A 17,886-nucleotide genomic window follows, 5' to 3' on the forward strand; every position below is an offset into this window, starting at 1 on the left:
ATAAATCTCTATATTTTGATATAATATGTATAAAAGGAGGTGATTTCTGATGGCTGAATGTAAAATACAGAATAATTTAAATAAATGTAATTGTACTTACGAGCCTTGCCCAAGAAAAGGTATTTGTTGTGAGTGTTTAGCATATCACAGAAGTCATGGAGAGCTTCCAGCATGTTATTTTCCTCCCGAAGTAGAAAGAACTTATGACAGATCTATAAGAAGATTCTTTTCTTTGTATAAATAGGGAGGATCTAATCCTCCCTTTCTCCTTTCGGGTCAATATGAACCACAACATCTGAATTTTCAATATTTTTCTTTATAGAATCTTGAACCTTCAAAGCAATTTCATGAGCTTCTTTTGCGGTAAGATTATTTTCTACCTCGATATGTATAGTTATTACTTTTTGATTTTTATAATCATGGACTGATATATCATGATAGTTTAAAACACCTGGTATAGAACATACAATACTTTCTATTTTCCTTATAAACTCCAATTTAGGGGCTTCTCCTATAAGAAAATTAGCAGAAGATTTAATCAAATCAAAACCAACTAAAAAAATTAACAACGAAACAATCAATCCTAAAATACCATCTAAGATATACCATTCAAACATTGCAAAAACAAGACTAAGAGCCACAAGAATAGTAGCAATAGTATCACTTCGGTGATGCCATGCATCAGCAATTAGGGTTGATGAATCAATCTTTTCTCCAAGAAAAATAGAAAATCTAGCCATCCATTCTTTAAAAATTGCAAAAATTATGAGTAATAGAAAAACCATAAGATTAAAACTAACTTTCTGAGGATGTAAAATTCTTTCAAAAGATTCTTTAGCAAGCTCAATTGCTACTATGATAAGAAGAATAGCTATTACAAGGGTGGCTATCTCTTCTATCCTGCCATGGCCAAAAGGATGCTCCTTATCAGCAGGTTTATTTCCTAATCTAAAGCCAAGGACAACGATGATAGAAGTTAAAACATCAGAAAGAGAATGAAAAGCATCAGCTATAAGAGCAATACTTCTTAAATATATACCAGAAAAGTATTTAAAGAGAAAAAGAATCAAATTACCTACCACACTTATCCAACCTTCTAAATATCCTACATACCTTCTATCAACTTCTTTTTTAGAAAATATTTTTTCAAAAAGCCAGGCATTGAATTTTTTCATTGTTTATCCTCCTAAAAACAAAAATTCCTGCATTTCGCAGGAAGTCCTGCAAGCATATTAACAAAGCTTGCTGCCTTTAGATTACAAGGCCCGGCTTTATAGCCTGATCTTCCTTGAAAGGATTATATAAGATAAATTTTTAAAAGTCAAAAAACAATTAAAATTTGAATTTCTTAACTGCTTCTATTAAGGCTCTAATATTTTCTCCTGGTGTCCCTGGAGACACACCTCCTCCAGCTGATAATATAATACCCTTTTTTTGACCATAATCTTTTAATATATTTTCAACACTTCTTTTTACATCTTCTTCTTTTCCTTTAACAAGGATATCAAGAGGTGGAACATTTCCCATAAGACATATTTTCCCTTGAGTCATTTCATAAACATCTTTTATATTTTGAAGATGAGTAAAATTAAAAATATTAATTCCCAAATCTGGTAAATACTTGTAAAAAACATTATTATTTGTATCATTATGATAAATCTTAACTGGGAAATCAAAAGTAGAGAATATCTTTTTCAAAGATGGATGTACGAATTCTAAATAATCATGTTCAGAGAAGAAACCCACTATATCATCTAACACCAATATCCCTTCTACATCATGCAATATTTCTATCTGAGCAGTAAGAAAATCAATTACAAGTTCTGTTGTAATATCAATTAGCTTTTTAGCCTCTTCTGGATATAATTTTATAGATACTAAGAACTCAGTAACTCCCATTAAATGAGACGCCACTGCAAAAGGGCCTCTTGCAGCTACAATTTTTATTGATTCACCCATACTATTTATTTTAGGTTCTACATATTTATATAATTCAAGTACAAGAGGCATTAGACCATCAGTTTTAGGATTTGGTTTTTTTACTCTCTTTAAAAATTCTGGAAGATCATCTGCGGAATATATAATTGGTTCTATACTTGGTGTAGAATTTTCATAGAAAATTATTTTTGATCCAAATCCTGAAGGCTCTTGTGCCATACCATATTCAACCCAAAAATCGGGTATAAAAATAACTTCGGGAAATTGTTTTTTTATTTCCTTATAAGCCTCAATCCAAATCTCAGGAACAACATAAAACTGTAGATGAGAAATTCCCAAATATCCAGGAATCCATGGACTATCCAAAATCAGTGCTATAGGAATATCATCTTGTTCCTTAAACTGAACCGCTTTTAATAAAATATCCCAATCTTTTTCTTTCATCTCATTCTCCCCCTTATGGATATATTTTCCTTCCCTTATCGTCGGGAATCCCAGTTCTCCTGAAGAAATAAGTATTTATAACATCTCTCCATTCCTTTGCATGTTCAAACTGCATCTCCAATCTTTTAGAAACTCTTTCAAATATTTTATCATCAATTCTTCCTTTCAATTCAGACCATTTCTCTTTAAGTATTTTTACTTCTTCTACACCCTCAAAATGAAGGTCATACATTTTTTGTATAAGAGTTTTACCAGATTTCAAAATAAATTTATATGGTACCCTATGGAAGAAAAGAAGTAAGTCTTCTGGACATTTATTTATATCATCATAAATCTCTCTCCAAGGAGAATAATATTGAAGGGTATAACCTGTTCCCTTTGAAGTTCTATCAACCCCTATAGCCTCATAATCTGCTCTATGATATGTACCCCAATGAGAATACTCATAACCTTCAGGATTTGGTCCATAATGATACCCAGGATTCACCATCCAACCAAGTCCAAAAGGAGTTGTATACTTTTCATAAATTCTATGAGAATTTAACAACATATAAGAAATATTTTCTCTTACTTTGCTATCATCCCCAAATGTCAATTTTATCCAATCATCTACCACCTTAGCTATATCTCTATCTGGATTCCAAGCTAATACTCCGAAAGTATAAAGATTCGCCTGAGCAAGATCATGTCCAGTCCAATTTGGATTATCCCCTACATTTGATACTCCTGCAAAACCATTATATTTAGTCTCAAAAATTTTTCCTTTCAAAATCTCTTTAACTTTTGAGCCTTCGCCTTTGGCATAAGTATCAAATTCTAAAATTTCCTTCCACAAAGTACCTAAATAACATAGATGAATTTGTTGCCCAGTATACTCTTGTGTTATTTGCAATTCTAAGATTTGATTAGTTTTTTCCATTCCCCCAAAAAGCGGTGATACAGGTTCCCTAACTTGAAAATCCATAGGCCCATATTTTATCTGAAGTACCACATTTTCATAAAAATTTCCATCTAAGGGCTTAAAGTTATCATAAGCAGCTCTAGCTCTATCTGTCTTATAATCTCTCCAATCTTGCATACAATTATATACAAAGGCTCTCCATATCACGTATCCCCCATATGGCTCTAAAGCTTCTGCAAGCATATTTGCCCCATCTGCATGAGTTCTCCCAAACATGTGAGGACCAGGGTTAAATTCAGAATCAGCTTTCACTAAAAAGCCCCCAAAATAAGGTATATAATCATAAATTTCTTCCGCTTTTGTCTTCCACCAAATAGAAACCCTTTTGTCTAAAGGATCAGCAGTAGAAAGACCGCCAAGATAAATAGGAGAAGCAAAATTAATCGAAAGATAGATTCTTATTCCATAATCCCAGAATATATTAGCAAGTCTTGAAAGAATCTTCAAATATTTATGGGTTATAAGCTCTACTTCTTTTTTCTTCACATTTACATTATTTATTACAACGCCATTTATACCAATGGAGGATAAAAGTCTAGCATAGTCCCTCGTCCTCTCATTTATAATGATTTTATTATCTTTAAAAAAAATAGAATTTCCTGCATACCCTCTTTCTACTGTTCCATCCAAATTATCCCAATGATTAATTATCCTAAAATAAGACGCAGGATTATCTACATGATTTAAATCATCTAATTTCTCACCTATTCTGAGATTTTCTATTAATTTAAAAACTGCATAAACCAAAGCCCTTTCATTTTTAGCTGTTATAATTAATATGTCTTTATCATTTTCCTTTATCCTCCTAAGTATAAAACCCTCATTATTTAATTTTCTTTCCCACATTTTAGCTTCTTTTATGATATCTTTCATTTGATCAATTTTGCCAATCAAAATATACTTAGAAAAATCAAAGCTTCCTTTTATTACTCTCGGATTAATCTTAAATGAATATTTTATAAAGTGTTTAAGTTCCTTGATAGGGATCTCAAGAGATTTGCCATTATCTACAATACAAATAGTTCTAAATAAATCAAAATCTTTTATTTTTAAAGCTTTGTAATCCAACCAACACATATCATATGGTTTAACACTGCTCATTATCTAACTCCCCTATCTTTTTTTAAAAATTATACCATAAAAAATGTTTGCACAATTGTTTTTCCAAATAAGAGATTTTATTAGTTTATTTTACTAAAAATTAGACCCTATACATATTTTTAAAAAAGTAGTAAAATAAATGTAAAATTTAAATGTAAGAGGTGAGTTTATAAATGCCATTAAAAGTTACAAAGATAAATGATAATATTACTGTGATACAGACACCAGAACAGCCCTTTTTATCTAATTCATATCTTGTTTCTTTAAATGGAAAAGAAAGAGTGTACCTTCTGGTTGACCCAACACCATTAGAATACTTTAAGGATTTAATCTTTACATTAAACGATCTCATAGGCGGAGTAGAAAATTTAGATTTAATTTACGTAAATCATCAGGACCCAGACGTTACGTCATCCTTAGCACCTATAATGGATATGAATAAAAATGCTATTCTTATTGCCTCTGAAGACACATGGAGGTTAATAAGATTTTATGGAATCCCCAAAGAAAGATTTCAAGCTATAGAATATTTCCCAAATAGAAAAGTAGTACTTAAAACTGATGATACCTTAGAATTTATACATACACCTTTCTGCCACTTTAGAGGGGCTTGGATGCTATTCATCCCAGAGAAAAAAACTCTCTTTTCAGGTGACCTTTTAGGAGGTTTATCATCCAAAGAAGCCAATGGAGTATTTGCCACTGAAGATTCCTGGGAGGGAATCAAGCTTTTCCACGAAATATACATGCCTTCAAAAGAAGCCTTGAGACTTGCAGTAGATAAAATAGGTAGGTTAACTCCTCTTCCCGAGATTATACTTCCACAACATGGTGACATAATAAGAAAAAATTTAATTGTTGATTTTTTAGCTAAACTCAACGATTTAGAAGTAGGTTTAGATTATATTAAGAAATATGAATCCCAACAACATTTTTACCTCTATGCCTTTAATGAGATTTTACAAAATTTAAAGAATAACTATTCAGATAAAGAAAAATTAATGCAAAAATTGAAGGAGATTAACTCTTCTCCATTCTTCCCAGAATTAATACATTTTGAAAATGGAGTAGCAACAGAATTTAGAATCCAACCAGAAACAGCCATTGAATTGCTTTATGATAAATTTAGCGAGGATACCCAACGAGAAGAAAGAGAAAGCTTAAGAATTGATATAATTAAAACTCTTAGAAAATATAATCTTGACATCCCTGAAGGTATATTATATGAAAGACAAAGAGTTTCTGAAAATCCATTTAGAAGAATCTTTAAAATATTCCAGAGGTGATATCAATGCCTATATTTGAGTTTAAATGTGAAGAATGTGGAGAAAAATTTGAAAAACTTGTATATTCTAATGAAGAGATACGATGTCCTAAGTGTGGAAGTAAAAATCTAAAAAAACTTATATCTTTGTTTGCCACATCTGGAATTGAACAAGGATCATCAGGTTGTTCTTCCTGTTCAGGAGGAAATTGTAGCACTTGCCATTAAGAAAGGGAGAGGCTGTTACCTCTCCCTTTTTACATTCTAATTAATTCATAATCTCTACTTCCAAGTCCTATTTCTTCTGCATATTTTATTTGCAAACTCCAATCTATATTAGGATGTATAGCTTTAATTTTATCTTCTCCAGGATTAAAATTATCTGTTAAAGCTGTATCTTTTAGACCAATCTGTGAATTGATTAGGTCACAAGATGCCTGATCTATTGCAACTATATCCCAACTACCTAAAATTCCCACATCAGGAACAATATTAGCATCATGCCAACTTGCACAATCACAATCTGGAGATACATCCATTACAAAATTTATAAAGGCATATTTTGGTTCTTTTTGTTTCAGCATTCCATAAGTAAATTCTGCCATTTTCTCTTGTAATCCTATAGCAGATTCATTCCATAAAATTTTTATAGCGGATGTAGGACAAACAACTGCACATTCGCCACAACCTATACACAAATCAGGCCTTGTTAGCTTAGATTTCTTATTAACAAGTTCTAAGGCTCCAGTAGGACAGTGATTTACACATCTCTTACAGCCAATACAAAGGTTGGGGTTAGGATCAGGTTTAAATTGGGCATGTTGCATTTGTTTTCCTGATCTTGGTGCACACCCCATACCTACATTTTTTATTGCTCCACCCAATCCAGAACTCATATGACCCTTAACATGAGTTAAAACTAAGAGAAAATCTGCATCATGTATAGCTCCTGCCACTTTTATCTTCTTAAAATGTTTTAAATTTACCTCTACTTCCTTATAATAATCCCCATAAATTCCATCAGCTATTATTATGGGGGCTCCTACAGAGGAATATCCAAAACCATTGTAAATGGCTGATTCTAAATGATCCACAGCATTAGCTCTACCACCTTTATATAAAGTATTAGCATCAGTAAGAAAAGGTTTTCCTCCAAGCTCTCTTACAGCTTCCACCACCTGTCTAACAAATATAGGTCTTAAAAAGGCATGATTTCCTGGCTCTCCAAAATGAAGTTTTATAGCTACTATATCTCCCTTTGACATTCTCTCTTCTAAAAGCTTTTTAGCAAGTCTTTTTAATCTTCTCAGAACAGATTGATTTTCATTCTTTGCTCTTAGTGATAAAAAATATATAGGTGACTTCATAAATTCTCCTCCTTTAATGCCTTAATAAAAAGATTTGGAATTTCATTATCTATACCAATGAAATGAATCTCATCGAAAACATTTGGATTATGCTTTATAAAATCAAGAACAGTATTTACAATAACTTTGGTGCCAAGCTCTGGTGGAAAACCAAAAATTCCGCAACTTATTGCAGGGATACTTATAGATTTAATACCCCTTTCTTTTGCAATCTCTAAGACACTTCTTACTGCTTTTCGAAGCTTTTCTTGTTCATTTCCTTCTCCCCATCGAGGACCTACAGTATGGATAACATATCTTGTCTTCAAACTTCCACCAGATGTAACCATAGCTGATCCTACTGGAAGAGGTCCATATTTGGAAACATACTCATCGCTTTCCCTTTGTATTGTTTCACCACCTGCTTTAACTATAGCTCCTGCTACCCCACCTCCATGTTTTAAATAGGAGTTCGCTGGATTAACTATAGCATCTAAATTTTCTTGAGTTATATCTCCTTTAATAACCTTTAACTTAACATCATTTATATCTTTTTCAAATAAAATTTCCATGCCCTTTCACCTCCCTCTCAGTTTATTTCTTGTTATTATAAACCGAAAAGAGAAGCAAAAGGGCATGAAAAAATTATTATCTAAATATTAGGTATAAAGACAACATTTAACAATTCTTCCATCTACCTCCACATCTGGTACTGGATTTTTACATTTATCCATTCTATATGGACATCTACTTATAAATTTACAACCTTTCATTTGATATTCTTCTTCCTCTAAAGTAAGAATCTTAATATCCTTAGTCCATTTTTTCTTTGGATCTGGTTCTGGAATAGATTCTTTAAGTAACATTGTATATGGATGCTTAGGATCTGTTAGTACTTTATCAACAGATCCCATTTCCACTATTTCACCTCTAAACATTATGGCGATCCTATCACTAACATAATATGCTGTGGCAAGATCATGAGTAATATATAAAACACTTAACCCTATTTCTTTTTTAAGTTTTGCAAAAAGATTTACAATGGACATTCTCAAAGAAGCATCAACCATTGATACAGGCTCATCAGCCACAAGAAGAGCAGGATTAGTAAGTAAAGACCTGGCAATAGATATTCTTTGAAGCTGTCCTCCAGAAAACTCACTTGGATATTTATTTACCACGTCATTCCAAGTAAGTCCTACCAAATTTAATGCATTTTCAATCACTTCCTGATAATTACTATTTGCACCAAGATTTTTAGCAGTTTCTACAAGATAATTATGGACCATTCTTAATGGATTAAAAGTTTCAAATGGATTCTGAAAGACCGCTTGTACTTCTTTTCTAATAGACTTCTTATCTTCCTTTTGAGATTCTATTATATTTTTTCCTTTGTATATTATCTTTCCAGATGTAGGTTCAAGAAATCCCAAAATAATCTTGGCAACTGTAGTCTTACCACTACCACTTTCTCCAGCAAGCGTAAAAATTTCAGATTCTTTAATATTAAAGGAGACATTATTAACAGCACTTATCTTTACTCGAGAAAATATAGAACCCAATGTAAAAATTTTTGTTAAATTCTCAACCCTTAATAGTATCTCTTTATTCATAGCTCTCTCTCCTTTGAATATAAAAAGCATGCTACTCTATGTTCTGAATTTACATTTACCAATTCAGGTACGTTAACTTTACATTCTTCCATAGCTTGACCACACCTTGGGTGAAACCTACAACCAGATGGTGGGTTTAAAAGGGATGGTGGTGAACCTGGAGCACTGACCCTATATGATTTATCTCCAATCTTGGGCAAAGCTCCTATAAGATATTTAGTATAAGGATGTAGTGGGCTCTCAAAAATCTCGGATGTAGGAGCCTCCTCTACAATCTTTCCAGCATACATTATAGCAATCCTATCAGATATACTTGCATGTACACCCATATCATGAGTAACAAGAATAATAGTGTTCTTCAAATTCTTTTGTATTTCTTTTAATAATTGAATCACTGCTCTTTGAGCCACTACATCCAAAGCAGTAGAAGGTTCATCAGCTACTATGATCTTCGGACTAAGAATAGTAGCAAGAGCTATTGTAACCCTTTGTCGCATACCTCCAGACAATTGGTGAGGATAAGCATCCAAAACCTTCGTGGGCAATCCAAGTAAAGCGAAATGCTCTTCTATATTTTTTCTCCAAGTACTTTTATCAGAAATATCAACATGAGAACCAATAAAATCCCAAAAAGATTCAATTATCTTTACTACTGGGTTTAATACACTCATTGATCCTTGAGGAATATATGAAATATAATTCCATCTTATACTCTCTAAGGATCCATTCGTAGAAAAAATATTTTTATATTCATTATCTATTCTATAATAAACTTTTCCATCAACTACATTTAGCGGTGGCTCTACCATACCATAAAGAGTTTTAATAAGAGTACTCTTTCCACACCCTGATTCGCCAGCAATGCCATAAATTTCATTCTCTTTAATAGATATATTTATGTTATCAACTGCTCTTACAGAATGAAGCTTACCCCCTATATCTAATAGATAATAAGCCTTTAAATTTTCTGCCTTTAAGATTTCCATCTCATCACTCCTTTATAACTCTAATTCTTTGTATTCTTGTTCGAGGATCTAAATACTCACTTATACTTACAGAAAGTAGATATAAACTTACAAAAAGCAATACTGATGTTACAACAGGAGTTAACAGCCACCACCACAAACCTAAAAGCATTGCCTGATAACTTATAGCCCACTGTAAAACCGTACCTAAGGTTGGAATTTCAAGATTAGTCAAACCTAAAATAGCAAGAGTTATTTCCATTCCAATAGCCCATGACATATTATTTATCAATGTTGAAAAAACAATTGGAATAACAAAGGGAAAATATTCTTTGAATACTAATTGAATAGTATTTGTGCCAGATAATAGAGCAGTATATGTAAAATCTCTTTCTCTTAAACTTAATATCTGAGATCTAATTACTCGAGCATCCCAACTCCATCCAAAAACACTCAAAATAAGGCCTAAGCCTACAAAACTAAGCCTTCCTTTAATAAGAGATGAAATTAAAATTAAAATTGGTAATAATGGTAAAACCAAAAAGCTATCATTTATTCCCATTAAAAATCTATCCAGCCTTCCTCCTCTATATCCAGCTACGAGCCCAACAATAATAGCTATTATTCTAGAGAAAAACGCAGCTATTATAGCTATAGTTAAAGAGTTCCTTATGGCAAAGGTAAGTTGCCAAAATACATCTTGCCCTTGAGAATTAGTACCCAAAATATGTTGCAATGATGGAGGTAAATCTCTTGGAGCTACATTCCATCTTGTAGGATCATAGGGAGATACAAAAGAAAGCAAAGCTAAAAAAAGGATCAAACATATGATTATAAATCCTACTCTAAACTTTCCATCTCTTAGTAAATCTCTAAAGATACCCATATTATTACCTCTTCCTCTTCAAAAATTTTTATCTATATCTAACACGAGGGTCAAATAATGGATACAATAGATCTATAAGCAAGATAAAGGTTGAAATACCAAAAATAGATATAGTGGCAATTCCCATAATTAAGTTAAAATCTCCCGTAGCAATTGCGTTATATAGTAAAGTTCCCATTCCTGGATAAGAAAACACAATTTCGGTAATAAGAGCCCCACTAAATATTTGCCCCATAGATAAAGCCAAATTAGTAACCTGAGGAAGCATAGCATTTCTAATCACATATTTAAAAGCGATTATTCTTCTTTTTACTCCTCCAGCCCTTGCATAATTTACAAAATCCTCTTTTACAATATTAGAAACTATAAGCCTCATAGTTTGTAATGTTACTGCAATCCCTAATACCATCATTGAAATTAAAGGTAAGAAAGCATACCTAAACAATTCAAATATAAATTTAATACTAAAACTTGGTACAACACCAACAGGCATACCACCACCCAAAGGAAACCATTTAAGAAGGTACGAAAAAACGATGAGAATTATAAGAGCAAATATATAATAGGGAATTGGCCTTATAACCATAGCTATACTTTCCATAACCCTTGCCCACCTTTTATCATAATAAAAACCTACAATTCCACCTAATATGTTTCCTATAAACCAAGATAAAAAAGTACTTATCGTAAGAAGTCCCAAGGTCCATGGCAAAGAATCCCCTATAAGTTTTATAACTGGAATAGGAAATCTAAAAAGTGATGGCCCAAAATCTCCATTTAAAAGTCTTCCCCAAAAAGCAAAATATTGCTCAAATAAATTTCCTTTCAATCCATATAACTCTTTCAAGGTCTCTGTCATTTTTTCTACTGCCTTTGGATCAAGATAGGTTCCCATTCTTGTAATAGTATTGATCATCTGTTGTACAGGATCCACGGGAGTAAGGCGGGGAACAAAAAAAACAATGGTTACACCAACAAAAATTACTAACAGATATTGTATTAACCTTGGTATCAGATATCTTTTAAACATTCCATACCTCCTTCCATTTTTTAGCCCCCCTTTCGGGGGGCTTATTTTTCATTTTCTTCCTGTTGGCTTCAAGAATGGTAACATGTACTTGAAATTGGGCCAATGATGATATGGTATACAATATGGATTTTCTGCTGTTGGATAATTGGTCCAGTAATATTCATCATAGCTTGCTATACCTGGATAAGCACAAGTTGGAATTCCAGCCATTTCTTCAAATGCAATTTTTAATCCTTGCAAACCCAAAGTTTTAACTTTTACACTGTTCCAATCAGTATTTGCCAACTCTTCTATCACTTTATCCATCCTTGGATTAGACCATCTACTAGCATGACCAAATGTACGTTCACCTATTGGTCTTACATATTCGGATCTCCATGCATTAAAAGTTCTATACATATCAGGATGTCCACCCCATGGTTCTGTAGCTGGCCAATCAGAAGAAGCATCAAAATCTCCTACTTGTAGCATCGTGGCTCTTTGCTCTGTTGTCACTACCTCTACATCTATTCCAAATTTTTTCCATTGCTGGGATGCTGCAAAACTATTTCTAAAATCAGGATGGGCAGGATTAGTATGAGCTAGAATTGTTATTTTCCACGGTTTACTATCTGGTGTTAGCCATTTTCCATCTTTATCTCTCTTAAATCCATTCTTTATCAATAATTTTTCAGCTATATCAGGTGCATACTTGAACCATCCATAACCAAATATTGCCCTAATTTCTTTCGGATCATTTGGAACTGTATATCCTCTTCTCTTAGCATATTCAGCCAGTCTCATAGGTGCATCTGGATCATAAATTTTAACTTTTTGACCATCTACCGTAATAGTAAAGTTTTTCATCCAATTTTCCAAAGGTTCATAATACCATTTCAAATATGCAGGTGTAGGAGGTACAAGAAGTGCTCCCATAGTAGCTGCACCATCAAAAGCAGTTGCTAAGTATTCAACTATATCAATTGATAAAGCTAATGCCCATCTAACTTCCTTATTATTATATGGAGCTTTTGAAGTATTAAAATATATTCCTGTAATACATGGGTCTACATTAACGATGTATGGGAAGTTCTTCATATATGCCCTTGCATATTTATTTGTAGATAATACTGATCTCAACCCCTCCATAGTTAGATCTGCCATGTCTAATTGATGGTTGTTTTGGGCAAGGACTTGTTTCTCAGTTGGTCCATAGTAGTAGAAGAGTACATATTTAGGTTGGGGCATTCCAAAGAGTTTTCCTGTTGGTGTTCTTTGCCAATCTTCTCTCCTCTGCCAGAGTACCCAGTATCCACCTGGATCATAGCTGTGTAATACATATGGCCCTGAGCTTATTGGTGGTTTGAAATCAAAAGATACTGGATCTTTTACTTTTTCAAAAACATGTTTTGGTAATGGCCTACAAGCCCCCCATCTATCTAAGAAATAAGTATGAAATCTTGCATTAGGCTCTTTCAGGTCAATCCTAACAGTGTATTTATCAATCTTAGTTAATTTAACAACTTCCTGGAAAGAAGCATAATAACTCATTCCTGAATTACTTTTAGCAAGCTCTATTGTATAGATTAGATCATCCGCAGTAATTTCGACACCATCACTCCAATAACAAGCAGGTCTTAGTTTTACAGTTAGGGTTTTAAAATCCTTACTATACAGAGGAGAAGCGACAGCTAATGCGTTAATTACTTTGCCTGTGGCAGGATCTACAATCCATAGCGGTTCTAACATAAGCTGCTGAATACCTCTATCTGGAGTACGCCAAGTGGCAGCCCAAACATTAAAATTATCCGGAGTAACAACTCTACCAGTAAGAATATTAGCAATCAAAGTTTCATTTCTTGGTACATTTGGTCCTAACTGTGAAAAGGCTGTTTGAGATAATGTTATTACCATTAATAATATTAAACTCATGAAAACTAATTTCTTCATAAAATCACCTACCCCAAAAACTTTATTCTATAAAGGATAAAAACAAAATAAAACTTTTTTACCTCCTTTTATTTATAGGAAACCATTAAAGCAATCGTTTTGTTTTATATTATAAACCTCATCATAGTTTTGTCAATAAACATTTAAGAAGGACATATTAAAAACAACAAAGTTACATTATTGACCTTTAGAAAATTGAGATCTATAATTATATAAAATTTTGGTTATTTTGGATTTTTTGGAGGTGAGAGGATGAATACAGGATTAAAAATTAAAATGCACATAGGTGACATACTCTTTGAAAACCTATTTAAATATGTTTCAAAGAATCATGAAAAAAGAATCCCTAAACTTATAAATTTGGCAAGAAAATTTAGCCCTGATGAAGGTACCGACAAAATACTTGATACTGTAGAGGAATATTTATGTAATGAACCTGCAGTGAAGCGCTTAATTCACAGGGCATTTACCGATTACGATCCTAATTATGCAAGTAGAATTTTCACAAATGTAATACTAAACGTAGGGTTTTTCTGGGTATATTTTGACAAAAATAACCAAAAAAAGAACATACCTACCCCCTATACTATCCTTATCAGTCCTACTATGAGATGTAATCTCAGATGTATAGGATGCTATGCAGGAAATTACAGAAAAGAAGATGATCTTCCTCCCGAGGTTCTTGAAAGAATAATAAAAGAGGGAGAAGATATTGGTACATATTTTTATACCATATTAGGAGGAGAGCCTTTTGTTTATCCAGAATTATTGGATATTGTTAATAGACATAAAAGATCTGTATTTCAAATTTTTACAAATGCAACTCTTTTAGATGAAGATAAAATAGAAAGATTTTGGAAAAGTAAAAATGTAGTTCCAGTTCTCTCAATTGAAGGTGGTCAAGAAGAAACAGATAAAAGAAGAGGTAATGGTGTATATGAAAAAGTTATAAAGGCTATGGATCTTTTAAAAGAAGCAGGTATTCCTTTTGGTTATTCTATAACTCTTACAAGATACAACTATGATGCAGTAACTAAACCAGAATTTTATCAATGGTTAGCTGATAAAGGTGCTTTCTTTGGTTGGACTTTCCTCTATATGCCTGTTGGAAAGGATGACGATCCGTCATTAATGCCTACTCCTGAACAAAGGGCAGAATATGGAAAGTTTATAAGAAAAATTAGAGGTCATTTACCCATATTCCCAATGGACTTTTGGAATGATGCACCCTATGTGGGTGGCTGTATAGCAGGTGGCAGAAAATATCTCCATATAAACAATAAAGGAGAAGTAGAACCTTGCATATTTACCCATTTTGCAGTAGACAATATTAAGGAAAAATCTCTTATAGAAGTATTAAATTCAGATTTCTTCAAAGAAATAAGAAAAAGACAACCATTCCATGAAAATCTTTTGCTACCTTGTATGATTATTGATTCTCCTTGGATTCTTAGGGAAATTGTTGCTAAAACAGGAGCACATCCTACTCATGAGGGTGCAGATGATGTGATAACTAAATTCTCCAATATCCTGGATGAATATGCCAAGAATTTGAGAAGAGTACTTAATCCTATATGGAAAGAGGAATTCTATGGAAATATACAAGAAGAAAATACTGAAGAAAAGATAGGAGTGAAATAAAAGGTGAGCCTTACAAAAAGGAGAATACAATTTTTAGAGACATTAAGAAGTTTATATAAAACATACAATAGGCCAATTCACTATGAAGAAGTAGCTCAGAGACTATCAGTAAGTCCAGCTACAGCGTACGATATTCTCCAAACTTTATCTAAAGATGGTTATATAGATATGGTATATCTAAAAGATTTCCAAAATAATAAAAAGGGTAGAGGCAAAGTATTCTTTCTACCAAAAGAGATAAAAGATGGGATTCAACAAAACATAAATAAAGAGAATAATAATTTAGAAAAGTATTCTAAACCATTGCTTATAGTAATATCCTTTATAACGTTACTACTTAGTGAAATAAAGCTTTCTAAGGAATTAAAATCTTTCTTAGCTTTTCTATTATCAAATTATCAATCTAATTGGGAATTGATTCTCCTTGTAATACCTTTCTTACTAATGAGTTATACAAAGAATCTATATAAATTAATTCCAGAAAGTAGTGTTAAAAAAAGTATTGATGATTATATAACATCCTTAAATCAGTTGGCTTCAGAAGAAAAGAAATTATTAGTAAATTTTATCTTCGGTCTTCTTCAAGATTGATCTCCTACGTAGGGAGGAATGGGAAATATCTTTATATTTTACATTACGAAATATTTTCCTCCATTCCTCCCTAAAAGGTTCTAAGGTAATGTAATCTCTACGCATTCTTGGAGGATTTTTTAAAACTTCTCTGTAAACATCCATCATCATTTGGGCTACATTATCTGTACTATATTCATGAGCAAGCATTAAAGCTTTCTTCTTATATTCTTCTCTAAAGCTATTATCTTCAAATAATTTTACAATATAATTTCTAAACTCTTCATCATTTTTGGCTGGAATATACTTATCTTTATACGGTTCTTTATATTCCACATTGTCCCTAAGAAGTAAGGGTAAACCACAAGATGCAGCTTCCAAGACAGCCATTGGAAAATTCTCTTGAAAAGATGGGAAAAAGAATATATCAGCTGCATTCAAATACAAGGGCATATCTTCATAGGGTACAAGTCCAGTAAAGATAACATTAGAAGGAGCAGTCTTTATCTTTTCATTCATCTCCATGTAACCAGCTGTTAAAACTGAGAAGGGCTGTCCTCCTACCCATACAAATTTTATATATGGCAAACTTTTGGCCACCTCAATAAAAGTATCTACACCTTTTCGAGGTTGTAACTGACCAGAACAAATAGCCATAAAATCTTTGTTATTAATACCTAATCTTTTTCTACCCTCTTCTCTTAATTTTAAATCTGGATAAAATCTTTCTAAATTTACAGGATTAGGGACAAAGACAATAGGAGCCTTTACTCCTATCTCCTCTAAATCCCTTTTTACTCTTGGAGCTACTGCTACAACCACATCAGCTAAATTATAGTAATTTTTAAGGTAGAGGGTAAAAAAGGGAAGCCAAACATTAGCTAAAACTAAACTTCCTAAAACTGATTCAGGAACTACATGAGCTGATATTACAAGCCTTTTACCAGTAAGAAGTCCCTTACTTACTGCATATGGGCCCGGAGTATGTAAATGAGCTATATCATATAATCCACTTCCATTTAAATATACTTCCACATCATTTCTTTTTTTCAAAGCTTCCATAAGAACAAGAGTAGCTGTATAAACCCCTTGACCTTCTACCTTCCAAGCTTGAGCTTCTGAAACTATATTAACTTTAATTTTTTCCTTCATTACCATTCACCCTCGAAACTCTAATAAAGCCTGCACAATTTAAAATCTCAATACCATTTCTCTCTAAGTAATCCATAAGAATATTCATACCTAATGAATCAGAAGCCATATGCCCTGCAATAACCACATTTATATGATATTTTTCAGCCTCTTTCCTATGTTCATCACTCATATGCATCCCTACTATCGTTCCTACTCCTACCTCTGATAGTTTAGAAATTATATCTACAGGACCTTCCGTTCCTCCAGTCATATCCACAAAAATCTTTCCTGCTCTATTTTTAGGATTACCAACAAGGATTTTAGGAGGATTATTTCTTCTTCCTGCCTCTCGATATTCTGGTATTTCCTCAAGTATATCTAAAACTTCTTGTAAATCATACGGAGTTCTCAAATCAAATATTTTCTGAAGATAAGTAGCTACACAATTATCTGCAGGAGTATGACAACACATGAAAGGGATATTTAGCAATCTTGCTGCATCTACACTTTTATTATGGTTAGCTGGCATAACTTTTCTTTCTACTTCTAATATTCTGGGATACATGACACCTTCTGCATAGTTAATAGGTACACCAATTTTAGAGAGTAAATCCTCTTGTAAATGCATAACCTCATAAAAATTTGCATAAGCTGGACCAGCAGGATGATGAGAAATCACTAAATCTATCTTAATACCATTTCTTTCAAGCTCTTTTGCTAAAAGAATTTCTGAAGTATCAATATCAATTCCTACAAGGACTCTCTTTACTTCCCTTTCAATATCCCCATTTAAGATTCTTGTATCTGCATAAGGGTTAAATAACTTTTCTTTGTCAAATTTATTTTTACTTTTTTCATCCATTTTCTCATAGTCTTTTTTTGCTCTCTCTAAAATCTCTTGAACCTTATCCCATCCTCTCGGATCATTCTCCATACCAAGTTTAACAAAAAGTTCGTATATTTCTTTTAGTTTCATATCTCTAAAATCCTCCTAATTTTCCTTATTTATTCACCCAATTTACTTATATTATAACAATAAAAATCTTTTTAAACAAAAAAGGGAC

General features: G+C 32.6%; 17 protein-coding genes. 5 read left to right on the plus strand and 12 right to left on the minus strand.

The genetic code is table 11. The features are described from left to right. Positions 1-49: 49 nt before the first annotated feature. A complete protein-coding gene (locus ACY3JJ_RS08875) occupies positions 50-244 on the plus strand; it encodes a DUF6485 family protein (protein ID WP_463091673.1) in 195 nt (64 codons plus the stop codon). Between the two features lie 7 nt (positions 245-251). Here ACY3JJ_RS08875 and ACY3JJ_RS08880 read toward each other — a convergent pair whose 3' ends face one another. From ACY3JJ_RS08880 to ACY3JJ_RS08890, 3 genes are all read right to left on the minus strand, one after another. Next, positions 252-1,175, minus strand: coding sequence for a cation diffusion facilitator family transporter (locus ACY3JJ_RS08880; RefSeq protein WP_463091674.1), 924 nt, complete (start codon positions 1,173-1,175; stop codon positions 252-254). Positions 1,176-1,332: 157 nt separating this feature from the next. Then, positions 1,333-2,382: a uroporphyrinogen decarboxylase family protein gene (locus tag ACY3JJ_RS08885; RefSeq protein WP_463091675.1), complete on the minus strand. Its 1,050-nt coding sequence runs from the start codon at positions 2,380-2,382 to the stop codon at positions 1,333-1,335. Between the two features lie 13 nt (positions 2,383-2,395). Further along, positions 2,396-4,444: an alpha-glucuronidase family glycosyl hydrolase gene (locus ACY3JJ_RS08890; protein WP_463091676.1), complete on the minus strand. Its 2,049-nt coding sequence runs from the start codon at positions 4,442-4,444 to the stop codon at positions 2,396-2,398. Between the two features lie 173 nt (positions 4,445-4,617). On the opposite strand from ACY3JJ_RS08890, the gene ACY3JJ_RS08895 reads away from it, so the two are divergent. Both ACY3JJ_RS08895 and ACY3JJ_RS08900 read left to right on the plus strand, forming a co-directional pair. Continuing rightward, on the plus strand, positions 4,618-5,730 hold the full coding sequence (locus tag ACY3JJ_RS08895) for an oxygen-binding di-iron domain-containing protein (protein ID WP_463091677.1): 1,113 nt from the start codon (positions 4,618-4,620) through the stop codon (positions 5,728-5,730). A gap of 5 nt (positions 5,731-5,735) precedes the next feature. After that, positions 5,736-5,936, plus strand: a complete 201-nt coding sequence (locus ACY3JJ_RS08900) for an FmdB family zinc ribbon protein (RefSeq protein ID WP_463091678.1) — start codon at positions 5,736-5,738, stop codon at positions 5,934-5,936. A 29-nt stretch (positions 5,937-5,965) separates the two neighbouring features. On the opposite strand, the gene ACY3JJ_RS08905 is transcribed toward ACY3JJ_RS08900, so the two are convergent. From ACY3JJ_RS08905 to ACY3JJ_RS08935, 7 genes are all read right to left on the minus strand, one after another. Then, positions 5,966-7,075 (minus strand): DUF362 domain-containing protein, encoded by a 1,110-nt coding sequence (locus ACY3JJ_RS08905; RefSeq protein WP_463091679.1) that lies wholly within the window; start codon positions 7,073-7,075, stop codon positions 5,966-5,968. Beyond that, positions 7,072-7,626: a macro domain-containing protein gene (locus ACY3JJ_RS08910; protein WP_463091680.1), complete on the minus strand. Its 555-nt coding sequence runs from the start codon at positions 7,624-7,626 to the stop codon at positions 7,072-7,074. Before ACY3JJ_RS08910 ends, ACY3JJ_RS08905 begins: the two co-directional genes overlap by 4 nt. 87 nt (positions 7,627-7,713) lie before the next feature. Next, on the minus strand, positions 7,714-8,667 hold the full coding sequence (locus ACY3JJ_RS08915) for an ABC transporter ATP-binding protein (protein WP_463091681.1): 954 nt from the start codon (positions 8,665-8,667) through the stop codon (positions 7,714-7,716). Then, positions 8,664-9,653, minus strand: a complete 990-nt coding sequence (locus ACY3JJ_RS08920; RefSeq protein ID WP_463091682.1) for an ABC transporter ATP-binding protein — start codon at positions 9,651-9,653, stop codon at positions 8,664-8,666. Before ACY3JJ_RS08920 ends, ACY3JJ_RS08915 begins: the two co-directional genes overlap by 4 nt. Positions 9,654-9,657: 4 nt before the next feature. Next, positions 9,658-10,518 (minus strand): ABC transporter permease, encoded by an 861-nt coding sequence (locus tag ACY3JJ_RS08925; RefSeq protein ID WP_463091683.1) that lies wholly within the window; start codon positions 10,516-10,518, stop codon positions 9,658-9,660. A 28-nt stretch (positions 10,519-10,546) separates the two neighbouring features. Continuing rightward, positions 10,547-11,548, minus strand: coding sequence for an ABC transporter permease (locus tag ACY3JJ_RS08930; RefSeq protein ID WP_463091684.1), 1,002 nt, complete (start codon positions 11,546-11,548; stop codon positions 10,547-10,549). A 48-nt stretch (positions 11,549-11,596) separates the two neighbouring features. Continuing rightward, positions 11,597-13,477 carry an ABC transporter substrate-binding protein gene (locus tag ACY3JJ_RS08935; RefSeq protein WP_463091685.1) on the minus strand — a complete coding sequence of 627 codons (1,881 nt, stop codon included), beginning with the start codon at positions 13,475-13,477 and terminating at the stop codon, positions 11,597-11,599. Positions 13,478-13,729: 252 nt separating this feature from the next. Between ACY3JJ_RS08935 and ACY3JJ_RS08940 the strand changes: the two genes are divergently transcribed. Both ACY3JJ_RS08940 and ACY3JJ_RS08945 read left to right on the plus strand, forming a co-directional pair. Further along, a complete protein-coding gene (locus ACY3JJ_RS08940) occupies positions 13,730-15,118 on the plus strand; it encodes a radical SAM protein (RefSeq protein WP_463091686.1) in 1,389 nt (462 codons plus the stop codon). Between the two features lie 3 nt (positions 15,119-15,121). After that, positions 15,122-15,709 (plus strand): helix-turn-helix domain-containing protein, encoded by a 588-nt coding sequence (locus tag ACY3JJ_RS08945; protein ID WP_463091687.1) that lies wholly within the window; start codon positions 15,122-15,124, stop codon positions 15,707-15,709. On the opposite strand, the gene ACY3JJ_RS08950 is transcribed toward ACY3JJ_RS08945, so the two are convergent. After that, on the minus strand, positions 15,674-16,840 hold the full coding sequence (locus ACY3JJ_RS08950) for a glycosyltransferase family 4 protein (protein WP_463083337.1): 1,167 nt from the start codon (positions 16,838-16,840) through the stop codon (positions 15,674-15,676). The genes ACY3JJ_RS08945 and ACY3JJ_RS08950 overlap by 36 nt on opposite strands. Beyond that, on the minus strand, positions 16,824-17,798 hold the full coding sequence (locus ACY3JJ_RS08955) for an NGG1p interacting factor NIF3 (protein ID WP_463091688.1): 975 nt from the start codon (positions 17,796-17,798) through the stop codon (positions 16,824-16,826). The genes ACY3JJ_RS08950 and ACY3JJ_RS08955 overlap by 17 nt, the downstream gene beginning before the upstream one ends. Positions 17,799-17,886 lie beyond the last annotated feature (88 nt).

It is taken from the genome of Dictyoglomus sp. DH (assembly GCF_055181375.1).

Coding starts and splice junctions, on each gene's coding strand:
- ACY3JJ_RS08875 (WP_463091673.1), top strand. CDS start 50: ATGGCTGAATGTAAAATACAGAATAATTTAAATAAATGTAATTGTACT.
- ACY3JJ_RS08880 (WP_463091674.1), bottom strand. CDS start 1,175: ATGAAAAAATTCAATGCCTGGCTTTTTGAAAAAATATTTTCTAAAAAA.
- ACY3JJ_RS08885 (WP_463091675.1), bottom strand. CDS start 2,382: ATGAAAGAAAAAGATTGGGATATTTTATTAAAAGCGGTTCAGTTTAAG.
- ACY3JJ_RS08890 (WP_463091676.1), bottom strand. CDS start 4,444: ATGAGCAGTGTTAAACCATATGATATGTGTTGGTTGGATTACAAAGCT.
- ACY3JJ_RS08895 (WP_463091677.1), top strand. CDS start 4,618: ATGCCATTAAAAGTTACAAAGATAAATGATAATATTACTGTGATACAG.
- ACY3JJ_RS08900 (WP_463091678.1), top strand. CDS start 5,736: ATGCCTATATTTGAGTTTAAATGTGAAGAATGTGGAGAAAAATTTGAA.
- ACY3JJ_RS08905 (WP_463091679.1), bottom strand. CDS start 7,075: ATGAAGTCACCTATATATTTTTTATCACTAAGAGCAAAGAATGAAAAT.
- ACY3JJ_RS08910 (WP_463091680.1), bottom strand. CDS start 7,626: ATGGAAATTTTATTTGAAAAAGATATAAATGATGTTAAGTTAAAGGTT.
- ACY3JJ_RS08915 (WP_463091681.1), bottom strand. CDS start 8,667: ATGAATAAAGAGATACTATTAAGGGTTGAGAATTTAACAAAAATTTTT.
- ACY3JJ_RS08920 (WP_463091682.1), bottom strand. CDS start 9,653: ATGGAAATCTTAAAGGCAGAAAATTTAAAGGCTTATTATCTATTAGAT.
- ACY3JJ_RS08925 (WP_463091683.1), bottom strand. CDS start 10,518: ATGGGTATCTTTAGAGATTTACTAAGAGATGGAAAGTTTAGAGTAGGA.
- ACY3JJ_RS08930 (WP_463091684.1), bottom strand. CDS start 11,548: ATGTTTAAAAGATATCTGATACCAAGGTTAATACAATATCTGTTAGTA.
- ACY3JJ_RS08935 (WP_463091685.1), bottom strand. CDS start 13,477: ATGAAGAAATTAGTTTTCATGAGTTTAATATTATTAATGGTAATAACA.
- ACY3JJ_RS08940 (WP_463091686.1), top strand. CDS start 13,730: ATGAATACAGGATTAAAAATTAAAATGCACATAGGTGACATACTCTTT.
- ACY3JJ_RS08950 (WP_463083337.1), bottom strand. CDS start 16,840: ATGAAGGAAAAAATTAAAGTTAATATAGTTTCAGAAGCTCAAGCTTGG.
- ACY3JJ_RS08955 (WP_463091688.1), bottom strand. CDS start 17,798: ATGAAACTAAAAGAAATATACGAACTTTTTGTTAAACTTGGTATGGAG.